Origin of the sequence: Rhodococcus sp. NPDC060086 (genome assembly GCF_042730275.1) — a bacterium.
Lineage (GTDB): Bacteria > Actinomycetota > Actinomycetes > Mycobacteriales > Mycobacteriaceae > Rhodococcus.
Map to the genome: position 1 here is coordinate 1 of NZ_JBHWWZ010000065.1, position 25,295 is coordinate 25,295.

The 25,295-nt window shown below is 64.7% G+C and carries 18 protein-coding genes; 12 read left to right on the top strand and 6 right to left on the bottom strand.

Going from position 1 to position 25,295, the window contains the following annotated elements:
- Positions 1-148 precede the first annotated feature (148 nt).
- From ACFWB0_RS23425 to ACFWB0_RS23460, 8 genes are all read left to right on the top strand, one after another.
- Entirely contained in the window at positions 149-325 is a 177-nt protein-coding gene (locus ACFWB0_RS23425) for a putative ATP-grasp target RiPP (RefSeq protein WP_378492793.1), read from the top strand.
- Between the two features lie 101 nt (positions 326-426).
- Positions 427-1,440 (top strand): MvdC/MvdD family ATP grasp protein, encoded by a 1,014-nt coding sequence (locus ACFWB0_RS23430; RefSeq protein ID WP_378492794.1) that lies wholly within the window; start codon positions 427-429, stop codon positions 1,438-1,440.
- A complete protein-coding gene (locus ACFWB0_RS23435; RefSeq protein WP_378492795.1) occupies positions 1,437-2,531 on the top strand; it encodes a TIGR04500 family putative peptide maturation system protein in 1,095 nt (364 codons plus the stop codon). The genes ACFWB0_RS23430 and ACFWB0_RS23435 overlap by 4 nt, the downstream gene beginning before the upstream one ends.
- The gene (locus tag ACFWB0_RS23440) at positions 2,528-4,678 is read left to right on the top strand and encodes a peptidase domain-containing ABC transporter (RefSeq protein WP_378492796.1); all 2,151 of its coding nucleotides are present in this window, start codon (positions 2,528-2,530) and stop codon (positions 4,676-4,678) included. The genes ACFWB0_RS23435 and ACFWB0_RS23440 overlap by 4 nt, the downstream gene beginning before the upstream one ends.
- A gap of 54 nt (positions 4,679-4,732) precedes the next feature.
- Complete coding sequence (locus tag ACFWB0_RS23445) at positions 4,733-7,564, top strand: BTAD domain-containing putative transcriptional regulator (RefSeq protein ID WP_378492797.1); 2,832 nt, start codon at positions 4,733-4,735, stop codon at positions 7,562-7,564.
- Between the two features lie 97 nt (positions 7,565-7,661).
- Positions 7,662-9,143 carry a carboxylesterase/lipase family protein gene (locus tag ACFWB0_RS23450; protein ID WP_378492798.1) on the top strand — a complete coding sequence of 494 codons (1,482 nt, stop codon included), beginning with the start codon at positions 7,662-7,664 and terminating at the stop codon, positions 9,141-9,143.
- Positions 9,144-9,221: 78 nt separating this feature from the next.
- On the top strand, positions 9,222-11,342 hold the full coding sequence (locus tag ACFWB0_RS23455) for a catalase (protein ID WP_378492799.1): 2,121 nt from the start codon (positions 9,222-9,224) through the stop codon (positions 11,340-11,342).
- Between the two features lie 218 nt (positions 11,343-11,560).
- Positions 11,561-12,055, top strand: a complete 495-nt coding sequence (locus tag ACFWB0_RS23460; RefSeq protein WP_378492800.1) for a DUF4383 domain-containing protein — start codon at positions 11,561-11,563, stop codon at positions 12,053-12,055.
- Between the two features lie 4 nt (positions 12,056-12,059).
- On the opposite strand, the gene ACFWB0_RS23465 is transcribed toward ACFWB0_RS23460, so the two are convergent.
- Positions 12,060-12,875 (bottom strand): DUF1206 domain-containing protein, encoded by an 816-nt coding sequence (locus tag ACFWB0_RS23465; protein ID WP_378492801.1) that lies wholly within the window; start codon positions 12,873-12,875, stop codon positions 12,060-12,062.
- Positions 12,876-13,066: 191 nt separating this feature from the next.
- On the opposite strand from ACFWB0_RS23465, the gene ACFWB0_RS23470 reads away from it, so the two are divergent.
- Positions 13,067-13,336, top strand: coding sequence for a DUF4235 domain-containing protein (locus ACFWB0_RS23470; protein ID WP_378492802.1), 270 nt, complete (start codon positions 13,067-13,069; stop codon positions 13,334-13,336).
- Here the strand turns inward: ACFWB0_RS23470 and ACFWB0_RS23475 are convergent.
- The 5 genes from ACFWB0_RS23475 to ACFWB0_RS23495 all read right to left on the bottom strand — a co-directional run bounded on the left by ACFWB0_RS23475 (position 13,305) and on the right by ACFWB0_RS23495 (position 18,270).
- Positions 13,305-13,634, bottom strand: a complete 330-nt coding sequence (locus ACFWB0_RS23475; protein ID WP_378492803.1) for a YbaB/EbfC family nucleoid-associated protein — start codon at positions 13,632-13,634, stop codon at positions 13,305-13,307. The genes ACFWB0_RS23470 and ACFWB0_RS23475 overlap by 32 nt on opposite strands.
- A 16-nt stretch (positions 13,635-13,650) precedes the next feature.
- Positions 13,651-14,463 (bottom strand): hypothetical protein, encoded by an 813-nt coding sequence (locus tag ACFWB0_RS23480; protein WP_378492804.1) that lies wholly within the window; start codon positions 14,461-14,463, stop codon positions 13,651-13,653.
- Positions 14,460-16,826, bottom strand: coding sequence for a hypothetical protein (locus ACFWB0_RS23485; RefSeq protein ID WP_378492805.1), 2,367 nt, complete (start codon positions 16,824-16,826; stop codon positions 14,460-14,462). Before ACFWB0_RS23485 ends, ACFWB0_RS23480 begins: the two co-directional genes overlap by 4 nt.
- Positions 16,827-17,162 (bottom strand): hypothetical protein, encoded by a 336-nt coding sequence (locus tag ACFWB0_RS23490; RefSeq protein ID WP_378492806.1) that lies wholly within the window; start codon positions 17,160-17,162, stop codon positions 16,827-16,829.
- Positions 17,163-17,238: 76 nt separating this feature from the next.
- Positions 17,239-18,270 (bottom strand): FAD-dependent oxidoreductase, encoded by a 1,032-nt coding sequence (locus tag ACFWB0_RS23495; protein ID WP_378492807.1) that lies wholly within the window; start codon positions 18,268-18,270, stop codon positions 17,239-17,241.
- Between the two features lie 67 nt (positions 18,271-18,337).
- On the opposite strand from ACFWB0_RS23495, the gene ACFWB0_RS23500 reads away from it, so the two are divergent.
- The 3 genes from ACFWB0_RS23500 (at position 18,338) to ACFWB0_RS23510 (ending at position 25,262) form a co-directional block, all read left to right on the top strand.
- Positions 18,338-18,919, top strand: a complete 582-nt coding sequence (locus ACFWB0_RS23500) for a TetR/AcrR family transcriptional regulator (RefSeq protein WP_378492808.1) — start codon at positions 18,338-18,340, stop codon at positions 18,917-18,919.
- 303 nt (positions 18,920-19,222) lie between these two features.
- Complete coding sequence (gltB, locus tag ACFWB0_RS23505) at positions 19,223-23,818, top strand: glutamate synthase large subunit (protein ID WP_378492809.1); 4,596 nt, start codon at positions 19,223-19,225, stop codon at positions 23,816-23,818.
- Positions 23,811-25,262, top strand: coding sequence for a glutamate synthase subunit beta (locus ACFWB0_RS23510; RefSeq protein ID WP_378492810.1), 1,452 nt, complete (start codon positions 23,811-23,813; stop codon positions 25,260-25,262). Before gltB ends, ACFWB0_RS23510 begins: the two co-directional genes overlap by 8 nt.
- The last annotated feature ends 33 nt before the right edge of the window (positions 25,263-25,295 follow it).

Sequence of the window (25,295 nt, forward strand, 5' to 3'; positions counted from 1 at the left end):
GGGGACGCATAGTGCGTCCCGCGCCAAGGTGTTTTCTGTGCCGGTCATCGGTCGAGCGCTTTTTCGTTGCTCAGAGTCTGCACAGTCACTCTCGTAACGATGTCCGTGCTGCCGGGAGGTCCGGCACGGAACAGTCGAGGAGATCTGAATGAGCAAGATCAGGATCGAGAACATTCCTGCTGAGGGTGCTGAACTGGACGAGTCGCAGTTGGCGGGCATCGTGGGTGGCGCCCGGCCTATCTGTCAGCAACCGACCGTGCTCCGAATGGACTCGGGCAACTGGCCGGACCTTACCCTTCCCGGTGATCCGAGGAGTCAGTGCTGAGAATCGCGCCGGCAAGCTGAACTGTGTCCCGTTCGGGGCATAGTGATCCTTGGCCCGGGGCGCAGAAGTGTGCCCCGGGCTGTCCTGGAGGGTTCCGCCCCATGTCCCATGTTCTCGTTCTCACCCAACCCGGCGACATGCACGCAGACGCCGTCATCGAGCGGTTGATCCAGCGCCGGGCGAGGTACACGGTCTTCGATCCGGGCGAGTTCCCCGCCAATGCAGCGCTTTCGGTGTCGTATGGTCGATGGGGACTCACCGGACGCAGACTTCTGAGGTCAGGCGAGCATCTCGACCTCGATGCTGTCGACAGCATCTGGTGTCGGCGACCCAACCTACCCGCCCCGTCTCACGAGATCGGGGATCCTATTGCACAAGAGTGTGTTCGAGATGAGGGCGGTATGTTCTCCGCGTACATGTGGGACAGTCTGGATTGTCTGGCGGTACCGGGAAAGATGCGGGCCATACGGTATGCGTCGCGCAAGCCTGAACAGCTTTCTCTCGCGGGTGTACTCGGTTTGGAGATACCTCCGACACTCATCACCACAGATCCGTCGGAGTTCCTGGACTTCTGGGATCGCCATGGCGGGCAGATCATCACAAAGCCCTTCAATAATCCCAGTCTCGGAGAGGGTGGACGGAGCTTCGTCCGGTTCTCGGAGGTACCGACCACTCTTGATCTCGCCGCGGCAGATGCCATCCGCTTCTGCCCGGTGATCACGCAGGCGTATGTACCCAAGCTCGTCGAACTTCGGGTGACAGTAGTCGGTGATCGCGCATTCGCCGTCGAAATCGACAGTCAGCGAAGCAATCACGCCCGCAGTGACTGGAGAAAATACGATTCCACTCCGGGCTTATACGCGATTCACTCGCTCCCCGACGAGATAGCCGAGCGTTGCATCCGCCTCGTATCCGAGTTCGATCTGAACTACGGTGCACTGGATTTCGTCCTGACACCCGACGGCCGCTACGTCTTCCTCGAGATCAATCCGGGCGGCCAATGGCTGTGGCTCGAAGCGGCCACCGGCCTCCCGATCGCGGACGCCGTCGCAGACCTATTGCTGTCTGCCAGAGACCGATCACCAGAATCATTGACGAACGGAACACTTCGATGACCCTCACCACCCCACCGCGAAAGCACTCTCTCGACGTGAGGTTGCTGTCCGAGCTTCTGGACGTGATCCGCCTGGAGAACAGCACACCCGATGCAGACTCGGCGGAACCCCTCCGAGTGCTGCGCGAGAACAATCGCGAACTTCGCATGCGCCTCGTGCGACACGTCGAGCCTTTCGACGGGTCGAGCCAGAGCGCACTGCTCATCACCGATGCGGACGGATGCGTGACGACACTGTCGTGGTCGCCTCCCTCGTTCCTCCCGTGGCCCCTCCGTGGTGCACGCCGTGTCGGCGAATCGGACCTCCTGTCGGTGAACGGAGAAACCCTCACGGTCGGCGACGCCATTCTGCACCTCGAAGGGTTGTGGGATCGTCCCGACCTCCTCACAGGGCTCATCGATACCTGCACGATCCGCAGTGCGCTCGAAGAAGAGCCCGTCGAGCTGACCGATGCGCAGTTGCAGGAGGCGTTCGATGCGTTCCGCCGGGCACGAGGGCTGCTCACTCGCGACGCGACCGAGGTCTGGATGGCGCAGAACCATCTGAGCCTGAACATGTTCGAGCGAACAGTGCGACAAGAAGCAGAATTAGCGGTGCTCCGCAGGCGCATCGTCGGTGATCGTGCCTCGGTGTGGCTCCGTGACCACCCTGATGTGCTCGACCGCGCTCGCATCGTCCGGGTGGTCTTCCCGAGCCGTGCGGAAGCATCCGAGTTCGCGGTACGGGTTGCCGACGTTCATGCCTACGGCGCGGACGACGCGATTCGCTACTTCACCGGTGAGGCAGGTCTTGCAGTGGCCGCGGACCGTGGCCAGGTGGAGTTCTGCGAGATCGGACGCGGTGACCTCGACGGTGATCTCGCGAACCTGGTCCTTGCCTCGAAGCCGGGAACCGTAATGGCTGCACGCGTGGGCCACGACGGATGGGAGATCGTGCAGGTTCTCGCCGTACATCGGGCACAGATCGATGACTCCACCTTGCGGATCGCCGAGCAGTACGTGTTCGACGAGTGGCTCGCCGAACACAGGCGTGCCGCGCGGGTCGAGTGGTTCTGGGGTGAGGCCGAGAAGACAGCGCGGGTTGCGGCGTGAGACGCAAGATTCGGTTGCGCCACCAGTCTGGGATCTCGGACTGCGGTGCGGCCTGCCTGACGATGATTCTCGATTACTACGGTGCCCCGAGACCGGTCAACGAGGTGGCGGACGATCTCGCGGTGGGGCGCGACGGGACGACGGCGCTTGCGCTGGTCCAGGCAGCGCGAGACTACGGACTGGAGGTGCGGGCGTTCGGCCGGCCCGCAGAATCGATCGTCGGCGGACACACCATGTTGCCCGCGCTCGTGCACTGGGAACACAATCATTTCGTAGTCGTCGACCGGGTCACGGCACGACACGTCGTGGTGGTGGACCCGAGCCGGGGTCGACAGCGCCTGGCACACGACTACTTCGCGGAGCGGTACTCGGGCGTCGTGATCGAATTTGCGGCGGGCACTGTTGCGGACAAGGCCCGACCGGCGCGGCCCCGAGATACCCGCTGGCGACGCGAGTTCCTCTCGCTGGTCTGGCAGAACAACCGCGCATTGTCGGCCGGGATGCTGTGCGCGTCGGTGGTCTTGCAGCTAGTCGGCATCGTGATTCCGCTGCTCACTGCGGTGTTCGTCGACAAGGTCATTCCCGAATCCGACCTCGGGCTTCTGAGCCTGCTTGCTGTGGCGTTGGCCGGTATCGCGTTCGTGGTGCTGGTGGTGGGGTCGTTGCGCACCATCGTCATCGCACTGATGCGTCGCCGTGTCGATGCGGCACTGAGCGGATACTCGGTCGAGAGACTGTTCTCTCTGCCCTTCGCCTATTTCATGCGAAGGGGCACGAATGACGTTGCGCAAAGGGTCGGAGGTATCGGCACCATCCGAGATCTGCTCACCGAGAGGGTCGTGTCCGCCCTGATCGACGCTCCACTCGCGATCGTCTACATCGCGATCGTGATGTGGTGGGCGCCAGGCGTCGGCGCGGGTCTTCTTGCTCTCACAGCGGTGCAAGCACTTCTTATCTGCGTGGTGCATCGACTCGCGGTCGATCTGAAGCAGCGTGAGGCCGCCACTGCTGCTGAAGCGGAAGGCCTGCTCATCGAGAACATCCGCGGTATCGAAACGGTCAAGGCGTCCGGAACCGAGGCTGCAGTGATTGCGCGATGGACGGCACGGTTCGAACATGCGCTCTCCGTGTCGGTCCGAAGTTCCCTCGTGTCCGGTCTGGTCGATGCCGCGCAGACTTCGTTGCGTGCGGCTGCGCCTGCGGTGCTGCTGTTCGTCGGAGCAGTCCATGTGCTGGATGGCCGGTTGTCGCTCGGGGAGCTGATTGCGGTGAACGGGATGGCGGTGGCCGCAATGGGTTTCGTGACATCTCTGCTCACGCTCGTACAGTACTTGCAGTCCGCCGCGGCATACGCGCGGCGCCTCCAGGACATCCTCGAATCCGATCCGGAACAGCAGGGGCTCGAAGTCTCTGCAGCGCCGTCGCTGTCGGGTTCGATCAGCCTTCGCGGCGTGGGATTCCGGTACAGTCCGAGATCCCCATGGGTGCTTCGCGGAATCGACTGCGAGATCCCGGCGGGGGCCACGGTTGCGCTCGTGGGGCGGTCCGGTTCGGGGAAGAGCACGCTCGCGCGTCTGCTACTCGGGTTGTACGTGCCTGAGGAAGGTGCGGTTCTCTACGACGGTATCGACGCGCAGCGCATCGAAGCCCGGTCGTTGCGTGCACAGTTCGGTGTCGTCACGCAGGACTCCACGTTGTTCACCGGCAGCATTGCCGACAATATCGCCATCGGAAACCCCGATGCACCGTTCGAAGACATCATGCGCGCAGCATCCCTCGCGCAGATCCACGAGGACATTACTGCGCTGCCGATGGGCTACGACACCGTTCTTCGTGAAGGCGGTGGTCTCTCCGGTGGGCAGCGGCAGAGGGTGACAATTGCTCGTGCGCTTTTGACCCGGCCGCGGGTGCTGTTGTTCGACGAGGCGACGAGCGCTCTCGATTCGGTGACCGAAGCCGCAGTCGTGGAGGGAATCGGCGGGTTACGCCAAACCCGTATCGTCATCGCACATCGCCTGTCCACGGTGCGCGCTGCAGATCTGATCTTGGTGCTGGAAGCCGGACGCGTCGTCGAATCCGGCACCTACGCCGAGCTGCTGATGCAGAAAGGCATTTTTGCGGATTTGTGCGCCGAATCAGCGCGGTAGCCTCGACGTCGACAGGCCCCGGGGAGGGGCCGTGACGAGTCGGGGGTGGGTTCCATGGACGCACGCGTCAGTGGTTCAGAACTCGCGGACGTGCAGATCGCAGTGGGTGTTCTCGGTCCTGTCGCGGCGCTCCGTGACGGTACTCCCATCGACCTCGGCGGCCCACGCCAACGCGCCTTGCTTGCTGCCCTTGCGGCGGCATATCCGCACTCGGTGAGCGCGGATCAGCTTCTCGCCGAAGTGTGGAACGACGTCCCGGACCCGACGGTCAACGCTCTGCACTTTGCTGTGTCGAAACTGCGTCGTCACCTCGACCCACAGCGAAGCCGCGGACAGGGCGGCCCGGTAGTGCGCAGCGGACCCCATTATGCGTTGCGGATCGCCGAACTCGACTCGGCCCGATTCGATGCTCTCATCAGGACTGCCCATGAGGTTCGTACGGCCCGGACGCCTACAGCCACGGACGATGCCGCGGCGATTCTGAACGAGGCACTCGGGCTGTGGCGAGGCGAACCGTTCCAGGACGTCGGGCACCTCGCGTGTGTGGCTCCCGAGCGGACACGACTGGACGGGCTGTATCGCGACGCGTCGAGTGCACTCATCGAGGTCGATCTTGCTCGTGGATGCACGCGCGAGGCCCTGAACGCCGCGGAATCACTCGTCGATCGGTATCCGCTCGACGAGCACGCGTGGGAACTGTTGGCGCTCTCGATGTATCGAAGGGGGCGCCAAGCCGACGCGCTCGCGGCGATTCGACGCGTTCGGCGGGCACTGATGGACGAACTCGGCGTAGATCCCGGAATCGCGCTGCAGGCACTCGAGCAACGGATTCTCACGCACGAGGTTGCGCAGCGGCCGCCGGACGAACCTCCGCCTCCGGTGCTGCCGGCATTCCGTACTCGGCTGATCGGAAGGACGGCAGACCTGGCGACAGTGTCAGATCTGCTGGAACGTCATGCGCTGGTGACCCTGTTCGGCCCCGGAGGAGTGGGGAAGACGCGGCTTGCGCTCGAGGTGGCGCGAAGCCCCCGAACCGGGGACGATACCTGGTTCGTCGACCTCGCCGGAGTCGCAGAAGGGTCGCCGATCGCAGCTCCCGTTGCCGAGGCCCTCGGCCTACCGGGTGTGGAGACGGCCGAAGAGCTTGCCGCTCTGATCGCCCGGCGCGGGATGTTCGTCATCCTCGACAACTGCGAGCATCTCGTCGTCGCAGCTGCGCACCTCGTCGCGGTAATTCTGGAACGTTGCCCTCACGTCCGCATCCTTGCCACGAGCCGAGAGCTATTGGACGTCGACAGCGAAGTCGGCTACGAGATCAGGCCGCTCGATCTCGCATTCGCTGTCGAACTGTTTGCTGATCGTGCCGTTCGATTCGATCCGGGCTGGTCGCTCGAGAGGGCAGATTCCACCTCAGTGCATCGGATTTGTGAAGGTCTGGATGGACTTCCGCTTGCGCTGGAACTTGCTGCCGCACAACTGTGTGTGTTGTCCGAAAGTCAGATCGCCGACGGTCTTGCCGATCGGTTCACGATGCTCACCACCGGACCGCGCTTCGCCGGAGCACGTCAACGACGACTCGTCGATACCGTCGATTGGAGTTACCGAATGCTCGACGCACCGTCGTCGTGGGCATTGCGGGCTCTCTCGGTCTTTGCGGGAAGCTTCGACATCCACGGTGCTGCTGCCGTGCTCGGCGTAGACGATCCGATTCGCGCGGTCGACACTGTGCGAGTGTTGGTGCGTCGCTCGTTGCTGTCGGTCGTGCCCGATACCACGCCCAGACGATACGTGATGCTCCGAACCATCAAACATTTTGCCGCACAACAGCGCACTCCCGTGGAGGAGATTCGAATTGTTGCCGCGTACCTCACTCGAGTCCTCCGGAGGGCAGTCGCCCTGGCGGCCGAACTCCGTGGGCCCGGTGCGCGGGATGCGGTTTCCGAACTGGCCGCCGACCGTGCGGAGCATCGAGCGGCACTGACCACTGCGCTCGAACACGGCGACCTGCATTATGTACTCGAACTGTCCGGTGCTCTGTATTGGTTCTGGTACCGCAAGGCGAACGTGTCGGAAGGGCTGGGATTTCTGCGTGTCGCGATCGAGAGGGTCGATCAGCATCCGATCGCACCCAAGCCGGAACATCTCGGCAGGGCGCTGATGGGGATGGCGCTTCTCACCGACCTCACCGGCGACTCCGAGACCGCGCAGCGCCACAGCGACCGTGCCCGCGAGGTACTGCTCGGAACGGGCGACGTTGCGGACATCGCCTACGCGGACTCACTGAGGGCCTACTACCGCACCGTGTGCGGTGATCACGACGGCGCAGTGGACATCGTGCAGCGAAGTCTCATCGATGCACGCCGCCTCGGCATCGACTGGATCGAAGCCTCACTTCTGATGGTCATGGGAATTGCTCAACGCGGCAGCGGAGACCTGGAGGCGGCACCGACCCTACGGAAGTCCGTCGAAGTCGGTCGCCGATGCGGCTATCAGTGGGTACCGATCTGCTCGCTGTGGGCGCTGGCGAAAATCGCGGCAGATTCCCGAGACCACGCTGAGGGGCTCGAACTTGCGCGCGAGATCCTTCCGATTCTCGAATTCGACAGCGAAGTCACTGGGTGGATCGTCACGATGCACACTGCGGCGGCCGCGCTGGCGCAAGCGGGACGCACTGCCGACGCAGCACGCGTGTCGGGAGCGGCTCGGGCACACGGTGAGCGAGTGGGGGTGCAGGTCGAGCTTCTGGATCCGTACAGCGCGGAGGAAGACGCGGCGATGACCGCGGCGTCGCGCACCGACAACTTCGACGCGTACTGCGACGAGGGCGCCGGCCTCACCCGTGAGGAAGCCAATGCTCTGCTCACGGACTCTCGACCGCCACTGTGAGCGGACCGAGACAATGTTCCGGCCGTCGGTTTCCGCCACCTGGGCGGTCCGGCATGCGATGCTGACGATCGATACGGTCCGCATATGAGGAGAGCGAATGAATCCCGTCGTCGAGACCACGCGCGGCCGAGTGCGGGGAAGAATCGAGGCCGGTAACGCGGTCTTCAAAGGCATTCCGTATGCGGCTGCGCCGTTCGACGACCGACGGTTCGCGGCACCCGAACCCGCACCGGCGTGGAACGACGTGCGCGAGGCGGCCGAATTCGGTCCTACCGCACCCAAAGCGCCCTACCGGCCTCCGATCTCCGAGCTCCTCGAAGACGTAGCGATTCCCGGCGAGAACCCGCTGAATCTCAACGTGTGGACGCCCGATCTCGATGCGTCGCTCCCGGTGCTCGTCTGGATTCACGGCGGCGCGTTCGTCCAGGGCAGCAGCGCGGTGCCGCTGTACGACGGCGCGAACTTTGCACGCGACGGCATCGTTTTCGTCAGCATCAACTATCGCCTCGGTGCCGAAGGGTTTGCGCTCCTCGCCGACGCGCCCGCCAACCGCGGCCTGCTCGACCAGGTGGCGGCACTCGAGTGGGTCCGCGACAACATCGCGGCGTTCGGCGGCAACCGGGAGGCCGTGACGATCGTCGGTGAATCGGCGGGTGGGATGAGTGTCGGTGCATTGCTGGCGATGCCGGCGGCGCACGGACTGTTCCGTCGTGCGATTGCGCAGAGCGGAGCCGGGCACGCGGCGATGTCGGCCGCCACCGCACGTAAGGTGTCGCAGGCCCTCGCGGAGGCACTCGATGTCGAGCCCACCCGTGCCGGCTTCTCGACCATCGACCCCGAGCGCCTCGTCGCAGTACAGGAAGATCTGGTGGTGCGGATCCGCAGCGAGCCGGATCCCCAGGCATGGGGTGAGATCCCCACCCACGCGATGGCGTTCGAGCCCTGCATCGACGGGACGGTGCTGCCGGAACTGCCCATCGACCGCATCGCTGCCGGCATGTCATCGGAAGTCGACGTCCTCATCGGCCACAACGACGACGAGATGACGCTGTTCCTCGTGCCCTCCGGGGTCGCCGAATCGGTCGACGACAACATGCTCCCCGCGATCGTGGCGCCCTACGGTCTGACCGACCCGGCTGCCCTCGACGCCTACCGGGCAGCGAGCCCGGATACGACGCCGGGCCAGGTACTGATGCATGTGCTCCGCGACTGGATGTACCGGATCCCTGCCCTGCGCGTCGCGGAGGCGCGTGCGGCATGTGATGCCGCCACATACGTGTACCGATTCGATTGGAAATCAGCGGCTTTCGGCGGCCGACTGGGTGCGACACATGCCTTGGATATCGGTTTCGTCTTCGACAATCTCGATGTTCCCGGCAACAGAGCGCTGACCGGACCGAATCCTCCGCGGGATCTTGCCCAGCGGATGCATCAGGCGTGGGTGACGTTCGTGACCACCGGGGTGCCCGGGTGGGCACCGTACGGCTCGACCCGCACCGAGATGGTTTTCGGCGACACGTGTGGAACGGCCGATGATGTCGAGGCCGAACTGCGTGTGCTGTGGGACGGGATCCGCTGACGACGTTTGATCTCCGAGCCGTCGGGTAGCCCGCTGAAAGGCCATCCCTGCCCACTGCTCACGAATCGGAGACAACACATGTCCGGCGACACCCCCAAGGTCCCAGGTACTCCTTCGTCGATCGAGCCGAGCGTCGAGGAGCCCACGACGCCGGTGGACCCACCCGAGGCGAAACCCGACCAGTCGGAGCCCGCCGGTGTGACCGCCACCGGCGCTCCCGTCGACGCGTCACGCAAGCGTGCGCAGCAGAGCAGGTATCTGACCACTGCGCAGGGTGCCCGTCTCACCGATACGGACCATTCGCTCAAGGCGGGTGAGCGCGGCCCGACGCTCCTGCAAGATCATCACCTCCGTGAGAAGATCACGCACTTCGACCACGAGCGCATTCCCGAGCGTGTCGTGCACGCGCGCGGCGCTGCGGCACACGGAGTGTTTCGCGGCAACGGTGCCGCAACGAGCCGCACCCGCGCGGGCTTCCTCGGCAAGGGCGTGGAAACCCCGGTCTTCGTGCGTTTCTCGACGGTGCTCGGGTCGCGAGGCTCAGCCGACGCAGTGCGCGACACTCGAGGTTTCGCGACCAAGTTCTACACCGACGAAGGTGTTTTCGACCTTGTGGGGAACAACATCCCCGTGTTCTTCATCCAGGACGCCATCAAGTTCCCCGACGTCATCCACGCGGGTAAGCCTCACCCCGATCGGGAGATCCCTCAGGCCCAGAGCGCCCACGACACATTCTGGGATTTCGTCACCCTGCACACCGAAGCGGCCGCGCACACGATGTGGAACATGTCCGACCGGGGTATCCCGCGGTCGTTCCGCATGATGGAAGGCTTCGGAGTCCACACGTTCCGTTTGATCAACGAGGCCGGAGAGACGTCGCTGGTCAAGTTCCACTGGAAGCCCCGTCTCGGGGTGCACTCCGTGGTGTGGGAGGAAGCGCAGTTGATCAACGGCTTCGACCCCGACTTCCATCGGCGCGACCTCGCCGATGCCATCGAAGCCGGTGCGTACCCGGAGTGGGATCTCGGTGTGCAGGTGTTCCCGGACACTCCCGAGCAGATGTTCGAGGGCATCGATCTGCTCGACCCCACCAAGATCGTTCCCGAGGAACTCGCGCCGGTACAGGTCATCGGCACCATGGTGCTCAACGCGAATCCCAGCAACTTCTTCGCCGAGACCGAGCAGGTCGCGTTCCACCCCGGACACCTGGTTTCCGGTATCGACGTGACCGACGACCCGTTGCTGCAGGGCCGCCTGTTCTCCTACCTCGACACACAGATCACCCGGCTCGGCGGGCCGAATTTCGCGCAGATCCCCATCAACCGCACCCACGCCCCCGTAAACGACATGTTCCGCGACGGCTTCCACCAGCACGCCGTGCACACCGGGGTCGCGCCGTATCGGCCGAACTCTCTCGATGCCGGCTGCCCGTTCACGGCGGAGCTCGAAGACGGTGCGTTCATCGACTTTCCTCACGAGCTTCCCGCCGCCCGGAAGGAACGTGCGGCAGCACGATCGTTCGATGATCACTTCTCGCAGGTGCGATTGTTCTATGTGAGCCTGTCCGAGGTCGAGAAGCAGCACGTCGCCGGCGCATACACCTTCGAGCTCGGGAAGTGCTACGAGCAGGCGATCAAGGAACGTGGCCTGCAGGAGCTTGCGAACATCGATCCCGATCTGTGTGCCACGGTGGCGGCCGGATTGGGTCTTCCGGCTCCCGAGCCCACTGTGCCGCTCGGCAATCCGACGCCGAGTCCGGCACTGTCGCAGGTCGGCTCGACATGGCCCGTCGACGGGCGGGTCGTCGGTATCGTCGCCGACGACGCCACCGATATCGGCGAGCTGCAGGCGGCGGTCCACGCGCTCGACGCTGCCGATGTGGTCCCGCTCGTCATCGCGCCGCACGGCGGGACGCTGGGCGGCGGCGCGGTGCCTGTGTCGCGGACCTTCCTGACTGCACGGTCGGTGGAGTTCGACGCCGTGCTCTTTGCCGCGTCACCGGCAGATCCGCGTGTCGAGGTTCTGGTCGACGAGATGTTCCGGCACCAGAAGGCACTCGGCGCCTGGGGCAGCGGCACCGCTGTGCTGACGGACACAACGGCACCCGGTGTCGCGACGGCAGCTGACCCGCAGACGCTGGTCTCCCAGGTCGTGGAGCTCCTGGGCGCTCACCGAGTATGGGAGCGCGGCACCGTGTGACCGACTTCACCGGTGCAAAGGGTTTCAAGTTCCGAACCCCTCACGTTAACCTTTCGTTACCTCTGGCCGCAGCTGACGATGTCGCTGCGGCCAGTTGTTATTTACGGGAGGTCTTTGCTCCCGCACCTCGGGCGAGCGCTGCCCGGTTTGGCAACACGTCGAGCTGGGTATTTATCCGTTCCTGAACCGGTTCGAGTGCATCGACTGTCGAGGTACCAATGAGTACGGATGATCCGACCTATGCGGCTCGATGCCGCGCACAGGGCTACGCCCTTGTCGTCGCGTTCCTCTTTCTGATCATCGGCGTCCTCGGGTTCGTGCCGGGCCTGACCTCGAACTACAGCACGATCGTGCAGATGGGTTCCGACTCGCACGCGCATCTGCTGGGTCTCTTCCAGGTGTCGGCCGTGCACAACGCAGTGCACCTCGCTTTCGGTGCCGTAGGCGTGGTGGCGGCGCATCGACTGGTCTGGTCTCGTGTGTATCTCCTCGCCGGAGGGTGCTTCTACCTGGGGCTGGCGGCGTACGGCATGCTCATCGACCACCACAGTGCCGCGAATTTCCTTCCGGTGAACAACGCCGGCAATTGGCTGCATGTCGCGCTGGGCGCCGTGATGGTTCTGCTGGCCGTCGACCCTCGCGGCAAGCAGCGTCAGCTCCTACCCGGAAAGCGTCCGCCGCGCAGGAGGCTGCCCCGTCCGCGACGTGGGTGATGCACTACATCTTCGCGTACCGGGCCATCACAAAGCAGTACAGGCCGTAGAGTGCCACGCCGGTCCCGGCGCAGATGAGCAGTATCGCTCCGAATGGTTGCGCCCCCAGGGTCTTGAGCGCTCCATCAAGTCCGGTCGCCTGCTCGGGGTTGCTCCGTACCGTTGCGATAACCACCAGCGCTCCCACTCCGACGATCGTGAGCCCTTTCGCGACGTATCCCACCACGGCGAGTGGTTCGATCCACCTGCGTGCCCCGGTCCGCTCATAGGCGCGCAGATCGTCGAGGAATCCCCGTGTGACGCCCTTGTATACGTGATAAGCCCCGACCGACAAGAGGACGACGGCGGCGACGATCAGCAGCGCCTTGCCAGGCAGTGATTGCATCAGCCGTGCACTGAGCGCAGAGTTCTGCTCGCCGCTGGACCGCCCGGCGCCGACGGCGAAACCGATTGTCGAGTAGGACAATCCGATGTATACGGCGGCGATTCCCAGAGCCTTGACGCGGTCCAACGGCGAGTTCGACCGGGCGTGTGCGCTCTGCCCACCCCACAATGCCTCGACCACACGCCACAGCGCCATCGCCACAAATCCGACTGCCAGCACCCACAGTGCGATACGACCGCCGGGCCTTTCGGCCAGTGTGGCCAACGCGCCCGACTGATCGATGTTCTCCGTCGAACCGAAGGCGACCGCGATGGCCAGCATCCCGATCAGCAGGTGAAGCACGCCGCTGACGACATGACCGAATCGGGCGCCGCGTTCGAACCCCTCGCTGCGTGCCGCTCTTCGTGCTCCGCGACCGAATTCGTCTGTCTTCATGTTGCTCCCACTCCCACGTCGTCCCCTACGTGCTGCGCTTGCCCCGGTACTGAGGCCCGGTCAGGGATACCCCGAGGGTCGTCAGCGGAAACTCCCGCGATCAGCGGGCTGTTTGCGAAGCCAGGTGTGCGGGTAGTTCGAACGAATGATCGCGGTGCCTGCCGGCGCCGCAACGAAGGAGGAGCCGACAGATGGCCGATGCACGCGTGATCTTCTACAAGCCACTTGCTCTTGCCGCGAGCGTCGGCGGAGGCCTACTCGCAGGTGCGGTGTTCAACCAGGTGTGGAAGCGGATCGGTACGAGCGACAGGAAGCCCGAACCGCAGGATCTGTCGCAGCGCACCCGCGATGTGCTCGTCGCTGCGGCAGTGCAGGGATTGATCTTCGGAATCGTGAAGGCCGGTGTGGACCGAGCCACCGCGAGTGGCTTCAAGAAGGTGACGCACGTGTCGCCGGAGTGACGACGGGTCGCGTTTCGGCCATGATGCGACGCACCCTCGGGTCCTCCGCGAGCTCCGCCCTGACATTCCGCGCTCTCTCGTTCGCGTCCGAATAGGCAGACGCGTGCGCGTCTGCGATGCGGTCGGCGAGGACGCGGGGCGACAGGTCGTACGCGTGGGGAGGGATCTCGAGTCCCACGATCCGTCCGGTGGGTGACACGGTCATCACAATCCCGTGCGACGTTCCATTGCCCCTGATCATGTCGATCTCGTCCTGGATCCTGCGGACCTTCGACGAGAACTCTTCGGTTCGAGTCACGACGTTCTCCTTTGTCTCACCAGCCGGGATAGGCCGGCAGGGTCTTGGGTGGGATGGGGGAGCGGATGGTTTCGGAGCCTTCGGCGGGGACGTCGGGTTCGATGCCGCGTCCCCAGTCTTCGCAGCGGTGCATTGTCTCGCCGAGGTCGGCGCCGAAGGTGATCGTGAAGCCGGAATCAGAGAAGAGGTCCTCGGTGGGGGCGGACCATTGAGGTCCGTCATAAGGTTCGCCATCATTCGTCCCAGGTACGGCCGTTTGTGTTGTAGGCCAGCGGTGCCCGAGGACTCTTCGTGGGTCGAGCCGTGGGTTGTGGGCATCGTAGACGACGTGGTTGAATTCGACGTACTCTTCCATCCCTGAAAAATTGGAGATGCGGTAGCCCCCGTCGGGCCATCGAATAGCGAATTTTGAAAGCTGCGAGCAGACAGTAGCCTTGAATCCTGTATTTGTTTCGGTGATTTGGAGGATGTGGGCGCGGGCCGTGCCCGCGAGTGACTGGTCGGAACGGGTTCCGATTCCCAGGGCGAACTCGAGATCGAGTGCGTCTACGAAGCCGGGGTAGGTGACGTGGAGGCCCCCGTAGGAAGAGATGATCATTGCTTCGTACGCGGCGCGGATCAGACGTCCACGATCGTCGAGCAAGTCGATTCCGGGTTCGGCGGACCAGAGGTAGGTTGCATTGCGAACCTGTGCTGGAGGTTGGTACTGCGACTGTTCCACGGTCGTGTCAACAGAACCTGACGGGGAGTCTTGTGAACAGGACGCGAGCATCAGGATCGTCATCACTCCGGAAATGAACTGAAGGATCTTCCTGGTGCTGAGGTTCATCGCGCGTAGTCCCATCGCTCACCGCCTCCAGGGACCATGTCATTGAGAAGTACTTCACGGAAGCCGGATTCACCATCTCTTTGGTCTGAGTAGATGATATTGCGGAGGTCGCCTTCACCGGCATCAGCTACGCCCAGGTAGTAACCCAGCGTGCTGCCATCGATTCCTGAATTGGCGATGATTTCTGGAAGCTGGCTTATCAAAATAGATTCCATGATTTCGTTGCGTCCTTTGAAGTTGCCCTCATCGATCAAGTGCTCTGGCAGATCTGCTATTTCTACATGGCCAGAGTCGACCAAAGCGCTGAGCATGTTGTAGCGATGCGTGCTCTGCGCACTTGATTCCGTCAGATACATCGATGTGTCCAAGCCGTCTATTCCCGATGGCCGGCCCACGTATTGTCCTTCAGCGTTGATGATTTCGGAATCCAAGAGAACCCCGGTCGAGTAGACGATCGGTCCGGTGACCATACCGCCGGGAAGTGCTGTCACGGCACCGGCGACAAGAGTCTGCGCCACCGCGTACGCATCCGAGCGGTACTGGTTCCTGTTGTCGATCGAGGCCTGCTCGATTGCTCTCTCATTCTCGTACGCACTGCTCAAACTCACCTCGACGAGACTCTGCAACCGCCCCGAATACGTTCCGTAGGTGTAATTCCCCTGACCGCCCAGTTGATCCAGCGCAAACCGACGATCGAAGTCGGTGGCCTGCGCGAGCGCTGCGCCGTTGATGAGCGCCCCGGCCGCGGGGTCGGTGTCGAGGAGAGTGAACACGCGGGTCGCGGGGACAGGGCCGAGGTCGCCGAAACCGTGAGTGGGTGTGGCATCCTCGTCTGCCCCGACCATGTCGGATGCGTATGGTGCGAGCGCTTCCGAGAATGACTGGACCGCAATCGGGTTGACCTCTCCGAGGGTCCGGTCGGAGAGCTGCCCATCGGGCTCTGGCATGTGAAGGAGGCGGTCGAAGTTGTTGCCGCCGTCCCAGGCAGATTCGGGTGACGACAAGACTTCGGCCAGACCGAATGCTGCCTGGCCGGCTCGCTCTGCGCGTGCAACTTCAGCGGGGTCGGACGAATCCGACGGCACCGCGTCTGCGGCGATCCAGTCGGTGAGACCGGCCAGGGTAGCGCCGTCGTCCTCCCACTCGCGGGTGAGCAGGGGCACGATCACCTCGTCGCGGTTGAACCCTGATGGAGCGCCGCCGACATCGGTGCCTGTCAACAGGTGGTACGACGCATCGGGGTTGCGCGTGCCGATGTCGAGGAATGTCCGCGCGGTCTCGTCGTAGTACGACGGATCCGGGGTGGGGACCACGTGTGGGTCGGCATAGGTGGGCACGCCCGCCATGTATCCCGCGACCCGATTCAGCTCGATCCCCATTTCGGTGCCGGGTCGATACTCGGGATTCGCTTCGCCGAGAACGGCCCCGAGCGCATCGAGACGGTCGAATCGGTTTCCTGAACCGGGTTCGCGAGGCCCGGGTTCGTATCCGTAGTGGATGGTGTCGCGGATGTCCTGCGGCACCTGCTCCCAGCTGCCGCCGTAGTCGGGGTTCGACAACGTGAGCAGACCGTTGCCCACTGCGTCGGCCCAACCTGCCGCATTCGGATCGCCGTCGGCCTCCCATTCCTTGAAGGTCGCGAACAGTTCTGTCAGTTCATCCTGTCCGAGTCCGTTGTAGAAGGCGTCGAGGTATTCGATGCTGGCGCCGCTGTCGGCGGACAGGGCCCGTCCGATGCGTTCGAGGTCGGAGTCGCGGGCGCGGCCGGACGAGATGAGTGCGGCGTCCGCGTCGCCGTCCGGTCCGCCCGTTGTCCACAGGCCCTGGGTTCGGAAGTCTCCTCCGAATGTCGACAGCCGGATGGTGATCTGGTCGATCGTGTCGGCTGTGCTGCTGTCGAGCTGCTCGAAGGTGCTCAGCGCAGACTTCAACTGCACCTCGAATGTGGCGGCCTCGTCGTCGAGGCACGCCTGTGCGACGACGTCGGCGCGGGAGTCTCCCGTGTCGCATCGGGGTGGGAGGACACTGCCGTCGTCGTGGACGGTGAATCCGGCGCCGATGGCGTTGTCGGCGATGCGGACCACGGTGTCCCGCGCGGGGACCAGTGCGGCCGATGCGGCACGAAGTGCTTCGATCTGTTCGGCGACTGCGTTGGCGATTCCACGGCCGACGACTCGATCGCTCCACGCGCGCGCCGCTGCGGCGGCGGCAGCATCGCCCTGCCATGTGCTGAACGTGTGGTCGACGTGTCGGTCGACCTGGTCGGTTGCCTTGCCGAACGCGCTGTTGGTGGCTTCGACGCCGTCGGCTGAGGATGCAAGCGCCGCGGGGTCGAGTGCTCGGATCTGCGAGAGCGTCGACATCTACGACACCGTGTTTTCAGAGATCCCCGCGCTCTCGAAGCTGTTTCCCACTGCCTCGACCTGCCGCCGGAATTCTTCCTCTGCGGTCTCGTAGTTCATCGCGCCGGCGGATGTTGCTTCGGCCATGCGGTGCAGGCAGATGGACATGGCGTGGTAGGCGGTGTGCAGTGGAGCTTCGGCGCGCGTGAGAGCGCCACCGACCGCTGACGACGCCATCGCTGGGGCCGCCGCAGCGAGCGGTGCCCCCGGTTTCAGCTCGCCGATGAGTTCGGCCTCCGACGTCAATGCTGACGCCAGGGCTCTCAGCGCGTCGATGTCGACTTGCAACCACGTCATCCGCAACCAGCTCCTGATCTTGAAACAGTCTCATCAGGATTGGACGCAGCAGATGTCCGATCGGTTCCATCGGATGTCAGGCGAATCTGACGGCGGCCCCGACTACGGCGTTGCGCCCGCCGGTGAGCCGGGTTGCCGTCGCCACCCGCGCGACCATCCGCGACGCTCGAACCAGCCGCTGTGTGCGACGACGTCGGGCGCGGTCGTAGAGGCGAAGGGCCTCGCTCACCGGATGCTCGGTCAGCAACGTGGCGAGGGTTGCGCCGTCGACCATCGCTTCGCACGCGCCCCTGCCGAGATTGGGTGTCATCGCGTGCGCTGCGTCGCCGATCAGTGCGGTGTTGCCGCGTACGTACGACGGCAGAGCCGGTGACTCGTACAGGTCATGGTGGAGGACCGTTGCGGGGTCGAGGCGATCGAGGACGTCGCGCACGCCGCGGTGCCAGTTCCCGAAGCGTGCGCGGAGTTCGTCGACCGTGCCTGCTCCACCCGCGGGCGTGCGGACGGCGGCGAACCAGTTGGTGAGATCGCCGTCGCGCGGGGTGATCCCGAAGAGTGCGCCCGGACCCCAGGTCTCGCTCATCGCGGTGGTGGCTCCGGGAACCCAGCCGCGCCATGCTGCATATCCGGAGTGCACAGGGCGATACGAGGGGCCGAAAATCTGGTCTCGAACTGTGCTGCCGATGCCGTCGGCGCCGATGGTGACGTCGTAGCTCGTGAGGTCGGCGAGTTCAGGGGCGGCACTCCCGAACCGGACGGTGCCGGCCGGGAGTCCCCCTATGAGGATCCCGAGCAGGACGGGACGTGACAGCAGGATCGCGGGCGTACGGATGTCGCTGAAGCGTCCGAGCACCTTTCCGTCCCATCTCATGAGTGCACCGGATTTCTGCAGAACGCCGAGGCGCTGCGCCTGTCCGCCCAGGCCGGCGAGTTCGAGCGCCTCGACGGCTTCGGGCCACAGTCCCAGTGCGGTGCCGGTGGTGGGCGGCGCTGCGGCCCGTTCGAAGACGTCGACGTGCCAGCCGCGGGTGGCGAGGGCGTTCGCGGTGGTGAGACCGCCGATTCCTCCGCCGAGCACCGCGGCTTTCCCTGCGTATTCGGTGGCCATTCCTGCAAGATACTACGGATGTAGTGTGCTGTCACTACATCCGTAGTATGGGTCGTAGGATCATGCCGTGACCGACAAACGCACTACCGTGCTCGACGCCGCGATCGAACTGCTCGGAACAGAAGGCCTGCGCGCACTCACACACCGGCGCGTCGACTCGATCGCAGGCGTACCTGCGGGGTCGACGTCGAATTACTTCCGCACCCGGCAGGCCCTGATCGAAGGAGTTCTCGACCGTCTGCTCGAACGCGACCGGGTCGACGTGGCTGCGCTTGCTGGCGCCGCATCGGCAGCACCGCGCGACGAACGTGAGCTCGAGGATCTGCTGTGCGGATACGTGCTGTTCGCGACCGACAGCGACGCGGTGCGGACCCGGGCGCGCTTCGCGATGTTCGTCGAGGCCATGGCCGTGCCGGAACTTCGCGCCGCGGTAGAGATCAGACGCAGCGAGCTGAGGGCGTGGGGCGCGGCGATGCTGGCAGATCTCGGAGCGGACGGCCCAGGTGAATCCGACGCCGGTGCGCGGCTTCTCGTCGACTATCTCGACGGGGTGATCCTGCATCGGCTGACGTCAGGAGGCGACCCGGACCCCCGCGAGGGGATCCGCCGTCTCCTCGAGGCCGTCCTGCGTTCGACACAGGCGCGGTGACAGCACCGCTACAGCGTTGTTACCGGCATATTTCCGCAGTTCAGGTGGAAAGTAGGGCAGCCTTGCTTGCGTAACCCCCGGTGGGCTGGCATATCGTTCGTTGCGAGGCGGTGGGCCCACGATGTCCCACCGATCGTCAGGTTCGATCCCGGCGCTGCCGAAAAAGGCACCCGCACCGTCGCGGATGGGCGGATACTGACGAAGACAAGGTATCGGCACACCCGGGTCGATACCCATCTACAGCAGTAGATGGCCATCAGTGTTGCTGGTCGTCAGTTGCCATCACCGCAACGAAGGCTAGGTATGACTCATCTTCCCGGGCCTCGAGGGCTCTACCACCCGGCAAACGAGCACGACTCCTGTGGCGTCGCGTTTGTCGTGGACATGCACGGCCGCCGCAGCCGCGACATCGTCGAGAAGGCGATCACCGCGCTGGTCAATCTCGAACACCGCGGTGCTGCAGGTGCAGAACAGAACACCGGCGACGGCGCAGGCATTCTCATCCAGGTTCCCGACGCGTACTTCCGCGCGGTCGTCGACTTCGACCTGCCTGTCGCCGGCGCCTATGCCACCGGCATGGCGTTCCTGCCGAAGGGCGAGGACGCCGCCGCCGACGCGCAGGCGGCAGTGAACCGGATCGTCGAGGAAGAGGGCCTCGAGGTCCTCGGCTGGCGCGAGGTGCCGATCGACACCTCCGACCTCGGTTCGATGGCCAAGGACGCCATGCCGACATTCCGCCAGATCTTCATCGCGTCGGGCGCGCGGGCCCTCACCGGCCTGGACCTCGAGCGCCGCGCATACGTGGTGCGCAAGCGCACCGAGCATGAACTCGGCAACAGCGGCGCCGGCCAGGACGGCCCGGGCAGCGAGACGGTGTACTTCCCGAGCCTGTCGGCGACGACGTTCGTCTACAAGGGGATGCTCACGACGCCGCAGCTCAAGGGCTTCTTCCGCGACCTGCAGGACGAGCGCGTCGAGTCGGCGCTCGGCCTCGTGCACTCGCGCTTCTCCACCAACACGTTCCCGTCGTGGCCGCTCGCGCACCCGTTCCGCCGTGTCGCGCACAACGGTGAGATCAACACCGTCATCGGTAACTCGAACTGGATGCGTGCCCGCGAGGCACTCATCGACACCGACGTCTTCGGTGGCCGCGGCAAGCTCGAGAAGATCTTCCCCGTCGTCACCCCGGACGCATCCGACACTGCTCGTTTCGACGAGGTGCTCGAGCTGCTGCACCTCGGTGGCCGCAGTCTTCCGCACGCCGTGCTCATGATGATCCCCGAGGCGTGGGAGCGGAACGAGTCGATGGACCCCGCCCGTCGCGCGTTCTACGAGTACCATTCGGCGCTCATGGAGCCGTGGGACGGCCCGGCATCGGTGTGCTTCACCGACGGCACCGTCATCGGTGCGGTGCTCGACCGCAACGGCCTGCGCCCGTCGCGCGCGTGGGTCACCGACGACGGTCTCGTCGTCATGGCCTCCGAGGTCGGCGTGCTCGACATCCCGGCCGAGAAGATCATCAGCAAGCGACGCCTCCAGCCGGGTCGTATGTTCCTCGTCGACACCGCAAAAGGGCGGATCGTCGAGGACGAGGAGATCAAGTCGGAGCTCGCCGCCGAGAACCCGTACGAGGAATGGGTCGAGAAGGGTGTCTCCCGTCTCGAGGATCTTCCGCCGTCCCGCTACACCTACATGTCGCACGAGCGGGTCGTGCTGCGCCAGCAGGTGTTCGGGTACACCCGCGAAGAAGTGGATCTGCTGATCAAGCCGATGGCAGCGACCGGCGGTGAGGCGCTCGGTTCGATGGGCACCGACACACCCATCGCGGTGCTCTCGTCCCGTCCGCGGATGTTGTTCGACTACTTCTCCCAGCTGTTCGCTCAGGTCACCAACCCGCCGCTCGACGCAATCCGCGAGGAGATCGTCACGAGCCTCGGTGGCATGCTCGGCCCCGAGGGCGACGTGCTGCGACCCACCGCGGAGTCGTGCCGCCAGATCCTGCTCTCCGCACCGGTCATCGACAACGACGACCTGCAGAAGCTCATCCACGTCAACGACAAGAAGCAGTACCCGGGATTCAGCAGCGTCATCGTGCGCGGTCTCTACCCGGTCGCGGAGGGCGCGCGGGGTCTGCACACCGCACTCGAGAGCATTCGTGAGCAGGTGTCGCAGGCGATCGACAAGGGCGCGCGTCTGATCGTGTTGTCCGACCGCGAGTCCGACGAGAAGCTCGCGCCGATCCCGTCGCTGCTCCTGACCTCCGCAGTGCACCACCACCTCGTGCGTGAGAAGACCCGCACCCAGGTGGGTCTTCTCGTGGAGGCCGGCGACGCACGCGAGGTACACCACATCGCCGCCCTGTGCGGTTTCGGTGCGGCCGTGGTGAATCCGTACATGGCGTTCGAGAGCATCGACGAGCTGCTGCAGAACGGCGACCTCCCCGACGGCATGACCCTCGAGAAGGCCATCGCCAACTACATCAAGGGGGCGTCGAAGGGCGTGCTCAAGGTGATGTCCAAGATGGGCATCTCGACGCTCGCGTCCTACACCGGCGCGCAGCTGTTCCAGGTGATCGGCCTGTCGCAGGAGCTCGTCGACGAGTACTTCACCGGATTGCAGAGCCAGCTCGGTGGCATCGGTCTCGAGGAGATCGCGGCCGACGTCGCAACGCGGCACGCGATGGCGTTCCTCGATCGCCCGTCCGAGCATGCGCACCGCGAGCTCGAGGTGGGCGGCGAGTACCAGTGGCGCCGCGAGGGCGAATACCACCTGTTCAATCCGGACACGGTGTTCAAGCTCCAGCACGCCACCCGCACAGGCCAGTACAGCATCTTCAAGGAGTACACGAAGCTGGTCGACGACCAGTCGGAGCGGCTCGCGTCGTTGCGTGGACTCTTCGAGTTCAAGACGGGTCTGCGTCCCTCGGTCCCGATCGAGGAGGTCGAGCCGGCAACCGAGATCGTGAAGCGTTTCTCCACCGGCGCGATGAGCTACGGCTCGATCTCGGCGGAGGCCCACGAGACCCTCGCGATCGCCATGAACAGGCTCGGTGGGCGCTCCAACTCCGGTGAGGGCGGCGAACATCCGTCGCGCTTCACTCCCGACGAGAACGGCGACTTCCGTCGCTCGGCAATCAAGCAGGTCGCGTCCGGCCGCTTCGGTGTGTCGTCGCACTACCTGACGAACTGCACCGACATCCAGATCAAGATGGCGCAGGGCGCCAAGCCCGGTGAGGGTGGCCAGCTGCCGCCGCACAAGGTGTACCCGTGGGTCGCGGAGGTGCGTGGCTCGACGCCGGGCGTCGGTCTCATCTCGCCGCCGCCGCACCACGACATCTACTCGATCGAGGATCTCGCGCAGCTGATCCACGATCTGAAGAATGCGAATCCGCAGGCCCGCATCCACGTCAAGCTCGTCTCCGAGCTCGGTGTGGGTACGGTCGCGGCCGGTGTCTCGAAGGCGCACGCCGACGTCGTGCTCATCTCGGGCCACGACGGCGGTACGGGTGCGTCGCCGCTGACGTCGCTCAAGCACGCCGGGGCACCGTGGGAGATCGGCCTCGCCGAGACCCAGCAGACTCTGATGCTCAACGGTCTGCGCGACCGCATCGTCGTGCAGGTCGACGGCCAGATGAAGACGGGTCGCGACGTGATCATCGCGGCACTGCTCGGCGGCGAGGAGTTCGGTTTCGCGACCGCGCCGCTGGTCGTGTCGGGCTGCATCATGATGCGCGTATGCCACCTCGACACGTGCCCGGTGGGTGTCGCGACGCAGAACCCGGTGCTGCGCAAGCGGTTCACGGGCAAGCCGGAGTTCGTCGAGAACTTCATGTTGTACATCGCCGAGGAGGTGCGCGAGTACCTTGCCGAGCTCGGATTCCGCAGTCTCGACGAGGCGATCGGTCAGGTCGAGTGCCTCGACACCGTCAAGGCCGTCGACCACTACCGTGCGTCGAAGCTCGATCTGTCGCCGCTGCTCGAGAAGGTGACGTCGCCGATCTTCACCGATCAGGACATGTACTGCACCAAGGAGCAGTACCACGCGCTCGACAAGGCGCTCGACAACGAACTGATCGTCAAGGCGCAGGCCGCTCTGGAGTCGGGTACCCCGGTGTCGATCGCCACGACCATCACCAACGTCAACCGCACGGTGGGCACGATGCTCGGTCACGAGCTCACCAAGCTCTACGGTGCGGATGGTCTGCCGGACAACACGATCGATATCACCCTGACCGGTTCGGCGGGAAACAGTTTCGGTGCGTACGTCCCCAAGGGCATCACGCTGAAGCTGTTCGGCGACGCCAACGACTTCGTCGGTAAGGGTCTGTCGGGTGGTCGTATCGTGGTGCGTCCCCCGGAGAACGTGGCGTCCGGATTCGTCGCCGAGGACAATATCGTCGCCGGCAACGTCATCCTGTTCGGCGCGACCGGTGGTGAAGCACTCATCCGCGGTGTCGCCGGTGAGCGTTTCGCGGTGCGGAACTCGGGGGCCACGGCCGTCGTCGAAGGCGTCGGCGACCACGGCTGCGAGTACATGACCGGTGGCAAGGTCGTGATTCTGGGCGCGACCGGCCGTAACTTCGGCGCAGGTATGTCGGGTGGTGTCGCGTTCGTGTACAACCCGGACAAGGAATTCGAAGACAACCTGAACACCGAGCTGGTCGATCTCGAAGACCTCGAAGGCGAGGACTTCGTCTGGCTCAAGGGTGCAGTCGAACGACATCGTGACGAAACGGGCTCCGAGGTTGCAGCCCGCATCCTGGCCGACTGGTCACAACAGGTCGGTCACTTCGCGAAGGTCATGCCTCGCGATTACAAGAAGGTTCTCATGGCTATCAAGGACGCCACCATTCGTGGTGCGAACGTGGACGAAGCGATCATGGAGGCGGCTCGTGGCTGATCCGAACGGCTTCCTGAAGCACGGTTCTCGCGAGACACCGGTTCGTCGTCCGGTTCCGCTGCGACTGCTCGACTGGAAGGAGGTCTACGAGCCGTTCCCGCTCGAGACCGTCCAGATCCAGGCGAGCCGCTGCATGGACTGCGGTATCCCCTTCTGCCACAACGGTTGCCCACTCGGAAACCTGATTCCCGAGTGGAACGACCTTGCCTACAAGGGCAAGTGGGACGACGGCATCGAGCGGCTCCACGCTACGAACAACTTCCCGGAGTTCACTGGCCGGCTGTGCCCCGCTCCGTGCGAGGCGTCGTGCGTGCTGGGCATCAACCAGGACCCCGTCACCATCAAGCAGGTCGAGGTCGAGCTCGTCGAGAAAGCATTCGACGAGGGCAAGGTCACCCCGATCCCGCCGTCGAAGCTCACCGGGCGCAAGGTCGCGGTCGTGGGCTCCGGCCCCGCGGGACTCGCTGCAGCACAGCAGCTCACCCGCGCCGGCCACAACGTCACGGTGTTCGAGCGTGCCGACCGCATCGGTGGTCTGCTCCGCTACGGCATCCCCGAGTTCAAAATGGAGAAGCGCTTCATCGACCGCCGTCTCGCACAGATGGAAGCCGAGGGCACCGTCTTCCGTACCGGCGTGAACGTCGGCGTCGACATCACCGCCGACCAGCTGCGTGAGCAGTTCGACGCGGTCGTCCTCGCCGGCGGTGCCACCGTGGCACGCGACCTGCCCATTCCGGGACGCGAACTCGACGGCATCCACCAGGCGATGGAGTTCCTGCCCATCGCGAACAGGGTTCAGCTCGGCGACCTGCCCGCGCCCACCATCACGGCAACGGGCAAGAAGGTCATCATCATCGGTGGCGGCGATACCGGCGCCGACTGCCTGGGCACTTCGCACCGTCAGGGCGCCGAGAGCGTCCACCAGTTCGAGATCATGCCCCGCCCGCCGGAGGAGCGCGCCGAGTCCACCCCGTGGCCGACCTACCCGCTCATGTTCCGGGTGTCGTCTGCGCACGAGGAAGGCGGCGAGCGGGTCTTCTCGGTCAACACCGAAGAGTTCGTGGGCAAGGACGGCAAGGTCACCGCACTGAAGGCATACGAAGTGCAGATGGTGGACGGCAAGTTCGAGAAGGTCGAGGGCAGCGACTTCGAGCTCGAGGCAGATCTGGTGCTGCTCGCGATGGGCTTCACCGGCGCCGAGAAGCCCGGCCTGCTCACCGATCTGGGTGTGGAGTTCGACCAGCGTGGCAACGTCGCCCGCGAGTCGGACTGGAACACCAACGTCGACGGTGTGTTCGTCGCAGGCGATATGGGCCGCGGTCAGTCTCTGATCGTGTGGGCCATCGCCGAAGGACGCTCGTGTGCCGCCGCGGTCGATCAGTACCTCGAGGGAGCAACGGCGCTTCCCAATCCGATCACCACGCGGACCGTGCCGCAGCGTTGAGCTGACGGCGAGGGGCCGCGCACCGGATTCCGG